Source organism: Bradyrhizobium sp. MI1.4 (genome assembly GCF_055811315.1).
Genome location: NZ_JBVVPP010000055.1, coordinates 45,209 through 51,982 on the forward strand (window position 1 = coordinate 45,209; position 6,774 = coordinate 51,982).

6 protein-coding genes are annotated in these 6,774 nt (G+C 58.0%); 3 read left to right on the top strand and 3 right to left on the bottom strand.

Annotated features, from left to right (window positions below; genetic code table 11):
• The first annotated feature begins 12 nt into the window (after positions 1-12).
• Genes AC0L23_RS33930 through AC0L23_RS33940 form a run of 3 tightly spaced genes read left to right on the top strand, consistent with a single transcriptional unit; the run spans position 13 to position 2,906 of the window.
• Positions 13-1,071 carry a Gfo/Idh/MocA family protein gene (locus AC0L23_RS33930; RefSeq protein WP_085349438.1) on the top strand — a complete coding sequence of 353 codons (1,059 nt, stop codon included), beginning with the start codon at positions 13-15 and terminating at the stop codon, positions 1,069-1,071.
• A 3-nt stretch (positions 1,072-1,074) separates the two neighbouring features.
• On the top strand, positions 1,075-1,791 hold the full coding sequence (locus AC0L23_RS33935) for a formyltransferase family protein (RefSeq protein WP_085349437.1): 717 nt from the start codon (positions 1,075-1,077) through the stop codon (positions 1,789-1,791).
• Positions 1,792-1,802: 11 nt separating this feature from the next.
• Positions 1,803-2,906 (top strand): DegT/DnrJ/EryC1/StrS family aminotransferase, encoded by a 1,104-nt coding sequence (locus tag AC0L23_RS33940; RefSeq protein ID WP_473357983.1) that lies wholly within the window; start codon positions 1,803-1,805, stop codon positions 2,904-2,906.
• Here AC0L23_RS33940 and AC0L23_RS33945 read toward each other — a convergent pair.
• Genes AC0L23_RS33945 through gmd form a run of 3 tightly spaced genes read right to left on the bottom strand, consistent with a single transcriptional unit; the run spans position 2,896 to position 6,158 of the window.
• Positions 2,896-4,119 (bottom strand): glycosyltransferase family 4 protein, encoded by a 1,224-nt coding sequence (locus tag AC0L23_RS33945; RefSeq protein ID WP_473357984.1) that lies wholly within the window; start codon positions 4,117-4,119, stop codon positions 2,896-2,898. The genes AC0L23_RS33940 and AC0L23_RS33945 overlap by 11 nt on opposite strands.
• On the bottom strand, positions 4,112-5,107 hold the full coding sequence (fcl, locus tag AC0L23_RS33950) for a GDP-L-fucose synthase (RefSeq protein WP_473357985.1): 996 nt from the start codon (positions 5,105-5,107) through the stop codon (positions 4,112-4,114). Before fcl ends, AC0L23_RS33945 begins: the two co-directional genes overlap by 8 nt.
• On the bottom strand, positions 5,088-6,158 hold the full coding sequence (gene gmd / locus AC0L23_RS33955) for a GDP-mannose 4,6-dehydratase (protein ID WP_085349434.1): 1,071 nt from the start codon (positions 6,156-6,158) through the stop codon (positions 5,088-5,090). Before gmd ends, fcl begins: the two co-directional genes overlap by 20 nt.
• Positions 6,159-6,774: the final 616 nt, after the last annotated feature.

Consider the following 6,774-nt stretch of genomic DNA (forward strand, 5'->3'; position numbering starts at 1 on the left):
GGGGAAGGTTTCATGCTTAGATTCGGGTTGCTTGGTTGCGGACGTATCGCCAAACGGCATGCGGATTTGCTGGGTTCCAATCAGATCGAAAATGCCAAGCTGGTGGGGGTTTGCGATCGCGTGCGCGAGCGCGCCGACGCTTTCGCGACGAAATTCGGAATATCCCCTGACTACGACATCGAAGCATTCCTCGCCCGGAAAGACATCGATGTCGTCGCCATTCTGACGCCGAGCGGTATGCATCCCGAGCATGCAATAGCCTGCGCGAAAGCTGGCAAGCATGTGGTCGTCGAAAAGCCGATGGCGCTCCGGCTTCAGGATGCGGACGACATGATTCGAGCCTGCGACCAGTTCGGTGTAAAGCTATTCGTGATCAAGCAGAACCGCTTTAATATACCCGTGGTCAAGGCACGTGAGGCCCTGGACGCAGGTCGCTTCGGTAAACTGCTGCTTGGAACGGTCCGGGTACGGTGGTGCCGCGATCAGGCCTATTACGACCAGGATCCCTGGCGCGGCACCTGGGCCTACGATGGCGGCGTGCTCACAAACCAGGCGAGCCACCATGTGGATATGCTCGAGTGGTTCTTCGGGGACGTCGTCAGCGTTCATGCCCGGGCCATTACCGCGCTCGCGAACATCGAGACGGAGGATACGGCTGTTGCGACGCTGAAATTCCGCAATGGCGCCCTCGGCATCATTGAGGCGACGACGGCCGCACGTCCAACCGATCTCGAAGGCTCCCTTTCGATCCTGGGCGAAAAGGGCACCGTCGAAATCGCCGGCTTTGCCGTCAATCAAATCAGGCATTGGCGTTTCGTCAACGAGACTCCGAGCGACAAGGAGGTCGTCGAAAAATTCTCGGTTAATCCGCCCAACGTTTATGGATTTGGCCATCAAGCGTATTACCTTCACGTCGTGGATTGCCTCCTGCACGAACGCGCCGCGCTGGTCGATGGCCTCGAAGGGCGAAAGAGCCTGGAGCTGATTTCGGCGCTCTATGAGTCGATCGAAACAGGCAGCGAAGTAGCGCTAAGGTTCTCGCCCCAGAAGGTTCGATTAGGGCAGCGATGAGCCATGGAAAACCTTTCAACTTCTGTCGGCATCATCACTTATGACCACTCGCACTTAAAGACGGAGCAAATCCTTCATCGCCTTTCCCTAAGAGCGCAATTCTCCCATGGACCGGGTGTCGATATAAAGCTACTGGCGTTGCCATTCGTCCATCGCGCTGAACGGAATGTATTGTTCCAGCATCGGCCGGACCAGAGTCGGGCGCCAAGTACTCGTGAACTAGCGCGGTTCCACGACTTTGAATTTCTGTCGTGCACGTATGACTCGATCCCAGATGTGGCCGACTACTATCTAGTCGCGGGTGCCGGGATTTTCTCCAACGCTGCAATTGGAAAAAAAAAGATCATCAATTGCCATCCAGGCATAATTCCAAGCGCCCGCGGTCTCGATTCGTTCAAATGGGCGATTCTTGGCCAGATTCCACTCGGCGTCACATTACACTATATCGACGCGGAGGTGGACGCCGGCCAAACGCTTGAGATCGTCGAGACGCCTTTGTTCCCGGACGATGATCTGGAGGTGCTTGCTCGACGTCACTATGAACTTGAACTTGAGGTGCTGTGCGAATTTATGAGCATCTTAAACAAGCCCAATCGCGCAATTTCTCACTATCCGAGTAATCCAGCGCGCAGGCGTATGCCCATCGACCTTGAGCGAGAAATGATCGCGCAGTTTCCGTGCTACAAGGAGAGATTTGCTGCCAATTCGGTTCGGGTTTGAAAGGAGTATTGATGCGCGTACCATTTGCCGATTTGCATCTTCAGTATCAGAACCTAAAGTTCGAAATTGACGGCGCGATCGCGGCCGTCATCCGAGACGGTGCATTCATTCGCGGGCCCTTCGTCGATGCCTTCGAGGCGGAGTTCGCGAAGGCCGCGGAGGCGAAACACTGCATCTCCTGTGCGAATGGCACGGACGCTCTCTACCTTGCAATGGTTGCGCTGGGGGTGAAGCCTGGTGATGAAGTGATTACAACAGCGCATTCCTGGATCTCCACGTCCGCGATGATTAGCCATTCCGGCGCTAAGGTCGTATTCTGCGATACTGATGGCGCTACCTTCACGATCGACCCGGCGGCAATCGAGCGGGCGATCACGCCCCATACCGTCGGCATCATCCCGGTGCATCTGTATGGTCAGCCTGCCGACATGGACGCCATCATGGCGATTGCGCGGAAGCACAAATTGTGGGTGATCGAGGACTGCGCGCAGGCTCATTTGGCGCGCTACAAGGGTCGGCTCATCGGCACATTCGGCGCTGCTGCTAGCTATTCATTCTACCCGGGCAAGAATCTGGGTGCCATGGGAGACGCCGGTGCCGTCGTCACGAATGACCCCGCTCTCGCCGAACACATGACCAAGCTCGCCCGGCATGGTGGTGTGGTGAAGCATCGGCACGATATCGAAGGCATCAACAGCCGCTTAGACGGCATGCAGGCGGCCATCCTGTCGACCAAGCTACCCCACCTGCAAGAGTGGACTAAGGCCCGGCAGAAGGCGGCGTTGATTTATGATGATGGCCTCAAGCAGATCGAGGATCTTGAGGTGCCGCAGGTCGCGCCCGGTCGCACGCACGTCTATCATCTCTATACAGTCAGGCATCCGAAGCGCGATGCGTTGGCCAGTTATCTGAATTCAAACGGCGTGCAGACGGCAATCAACTACCCGACAGCGTTGCCATTGCTACCCGCGTATAACCGATATGAGCACAAGCCGGAGCAGTTTCCGAACGCCTTGCGCGACCAGCACAAAATACTTTCGCTGCCGATGTTCGCCGAGATCAGTCCGGAGCAGCAGGATTACGTCGTCACGCTGATTCGGAAGTTCAACGGTTAGGGCGCCTGTTTCCCGCGGCTCCGATGACCTCGCGATAGCGGCTGGTAGCGGCTTCCTCGCTGTACTTGCCGGCAACGACTGCCGCTTGGCGTCCCTTGGCGGCGGTGCCCGCACGATCCATTGCTGCATTTGAGATCGCCCTGCCAAGTTGGGCTGGCTCCTCCGGCGGCACGACCCAGCCGATCGCTTCCTCGCTCAGCACGATCGCTGCCTCCGAATAGGATTCGGAGCAGACGATGATCGGTCGGCCAACGGCTAGCAGATTGTAGAGTCGACTCGGAATCGAGACGCCTGCAATATTGCGACGGTAGGGGATCACCCAGATGTCTGCCGCCGAGAGAAAATCGACTAGCTGGCTGTCAGCGACTGGCGTCATCATCGTCACGTTGGGGAGTTGCTCGGCGGCCGCCAATTCGCTGAGCTCGCCCCATCCCACGCCCCATCCGGAAAACAGGAAGTGGATGTCCCAGTTGCCGGCAAGCAGCTTCGCCGCTTCGAAAATGGCCCTGGGATCGTGAGTGAAGCCAAGATTGCCCGACAAACCAACGACGAACTTGTCGCGTAAGCCGCAGCGAAACGGGTTGTCCGGATCGAGTTCCCTGTAACCGCTCGGTATCAAGGCCCAGTTCGGGATGAAGTGAATCTTCGCAGGCGCAACGCCCCTGTATTTTGTAAGGAGGGACGGGGTGTCACGTCCGATCACGATGATGGCATCGAGCGCCCTGAACAAGAGAGAATTGGCAAAGCGCAGCAAACGCGCTGAGATTGAAGTTGGCTTGATGAACTTCGCCGCTTCGAGCGCCTCCGGGTAGAGATCGTAGATCAGCAACACGGTTGCAGCCCCCCGCAGCCGTGCCGCAAGGACCGCTGCGTAAGGCAGAGTGAACGGCGAGGTCACGCAGAAGACGGTATCATTCTGCCTAACTCGTGCTAGGATTTCGAGGAACATGCCGGCGGCGAATGCGCACATTGCAATCGCTCGGCGTACCAGAGCATGTTTCGCCGATCGCCAGCTTCTGATCTCGATGACCTTCGGCTCGTTTTCTGCGCCGAACGAGCGTGATCCCACTGTCCCGGAAACGACAGTCACTTTGCGGTCGGCCGTCAACGCCCGGGCAATCTGCCCCAAATACACTGCTGTCGTAGTTTGGTCGGGTGGATAGTGTTCGGTTGCGACGAACAGCCTGCCCGATCCCATTTTTAAGTTACTCATGTAGGAAACTGTCCGGATTCAACGCGGTTCCTTTAACGTCAATCCATCCTTTCTCACTCTGGAAAAAGAGGTATGCTCTTTTGATCCCTTCATCCAACGATGTCGTGGCGTGCCAGCCCAGCTTTGCTAAGCGGTCGACGTCGAGCAGCTTGCGCGGCGTGCCGTCAGGGCGTGAGGGGTCGAAGGTTATCTCGCCCCCATAGCCGACGACGTTGGCGACGATGCGGGCGAACTCGGAAATAGTGATGTCCTCGCCGGTGCCGATGTTGACCAACTCCGCGCTGGAATAGGCCTTCATCAGGTGCACGCAGGCGTCCGCCATGTCGTCGACATAGAGGAACTCGCGCCGTGGCGTTCCGGTGCCCCACACGACAACGCTCTTGGCGCCTGCGACCTTGGCCTCGTGGAAACGGCGGATCAGCGCGGCGGCCACATGGCTTAGTTCGCGATGATAATTATCGCCTGGGCCGTAGAGATTGGTCGGCATCACGCTGATGAAGTCGCATCCGTACTGGCTGCGATAGGCCTCCGCCATCTTGATGCCGGCGATCTTCGCAATGGCATAGGGCTCGTTGGTCGGCTCCAGCGGGCCGGTCAGCACCGAGTCTTCGCGCAGGGGCTGAGCAGCTAGTTTCGGATAGATGCAGGAGGACCCGAGAAACATCAGCTTCTCAGCACCATTCAAATGCGCCGCATGGATCACATTGGCCGCGATCGCGATGTTATCATAGATGAACTCGGCGCGCAGCGTGTTGTTGGCGACGATGCCGCCGACTTTGGCGGCGGCAAGAAACACAATCTGCGGCCGCATCCTGCCGAACCACTCGAACACCGCAGCCTGGTTGCAGAGATCGACCTCCCGCCGGCCGATAGTGAGAAGCTTAACGTCCTCCCGCGCTAGGCGGCGCACCAGCGCGCTGCCGACCATCCCGCGATGGCCGGCGACGTAGATCGTCTTGCCGGTCAGCTCAAAAGGTACGTTTGCCACCGGCCGCGTTCCGTTTTGCGTCCGCCAGATCGCTCGCCACCATTTCCTCGACGAGCTGGGCGAAGCTTCGCTTCGGCGTCCAGCCGAGCATGTCGCGCGCCTTGCTGGCATCACCGACGAGCAGATCGACCTCGGTCGGGCGGAAATAGCTTGGATCGACCCGCACCACGGTCTTGCCGCTCTTGGCATCGACGCCGGTCTCGTCGACGCCCTCGCCGCGCCACTCGATGCGGCGGCCCACTTGGGCGAACGACAGCTCGACCATCTCGCGCACCGAGCGCATCTCGCCGGTGGCGAGCACGAAATCGTCAGGCTTGTCAGCCTGCAGGATCTTGTGCATGCCTTCGACATAATCCTTGGCATGGCCCCAGTCGCGCTTGGCGGAGAGATTGCCGAGATATAGCGTCTCTTCGAGACCAAGCTCGATGCGGGCGACGCCGCGCGTGATCTTGCGGGTCACAAAAGTCTCGCCGCGGATCGGGCTCTCATGGTTGAATAGGATGCCGTTGCTGGCGAACATGCCATAGGCTTCACGATAGTTTACTGTGATCCAGTAGCCATAGAGCTTGGCCACGCCATAAGGCGAGCGCGGATAGAACGGCGTGGTTTCCTTCTGCGGGATTTCCTGCACGAGACCGTAGAGCTCGGACGTTGAGGCCTGGTAGAACCGCGTTTCCTTCTCCAAGCCGACGATACGGATCGCTTCAAGCAATCGCAGCACGCCGATGGCGTCGGCATTGGCGGTGTACTCAGGGCTCTCGAAGCTGACCGCGACGTGGCTCTGGGCCGCGAGATTGTAGATCTCGGTCGGGCGGATCTGCTGCACTAGGCGGATCAGATTGCTCGAGTCCGTCATGTCGCCGTAGTGCATCAGGAACGGCACGTCGCCCACGTGCGGATCCTGGTAGAGATGATCGACACGCGCGGTGTTGAACGAGGACGAGCGCCGCTTGAGCCCGTGGACTACATAACCGAGCGATAACAGATATTCGACCAGATAGGCGCCGTCCTGGCCAGTGACGCCGGAGATTAAAGCCACGCGTTTCGTCATACTTTCCCTTTTCCAAACTTCAGGCGACCGCGTAGCGAACGATCATAAAGTGTCGTTCGCATCATTTGAAGATTGCGGCAGCGCCGTCAAGCCTTGGTCATAGCCGGCAAGAAGCGCACGAGTTGCAAGACACGAGTTGCAAGAACAGAAAAAGGCTGACCAGCGTGAAGCGCAGGCGTCCAAGCCTCATCCATCGCTTAGCTCTTTTCAGGGAAAGTGGCAATATGTCCCATGAGACTTCACTGTGTTACATAGCTGGGCCGAAATATGTCCGCTAAGACGCCGTTACCACCATTAGGAATCACGATCGACGACCAAGAAGATTGTACTGGCATTTGGGAAGCAGTGCAGTTAGCAGAAAGGGTCTTGCAGGTTCAATGACTTGTTTTCAAGAGACTGGCTCGGATCGGTCTATCAGTGGAGCAAAGGATCAGTTACACGGTTGTATCAACAAGAACGTCAGCTCTCAGGCACCTTCATCTCCCGGATGCAGCAGCCGTACCAGCGCTAAGATAACGAGATCCGAGATGGGCGAACTAATGACGCGTCTTTCGCATCTCACCTTGCGCAATTTCATGATCGCGCTCCACGACCTGCTGGCGACCACGGCGGCGCT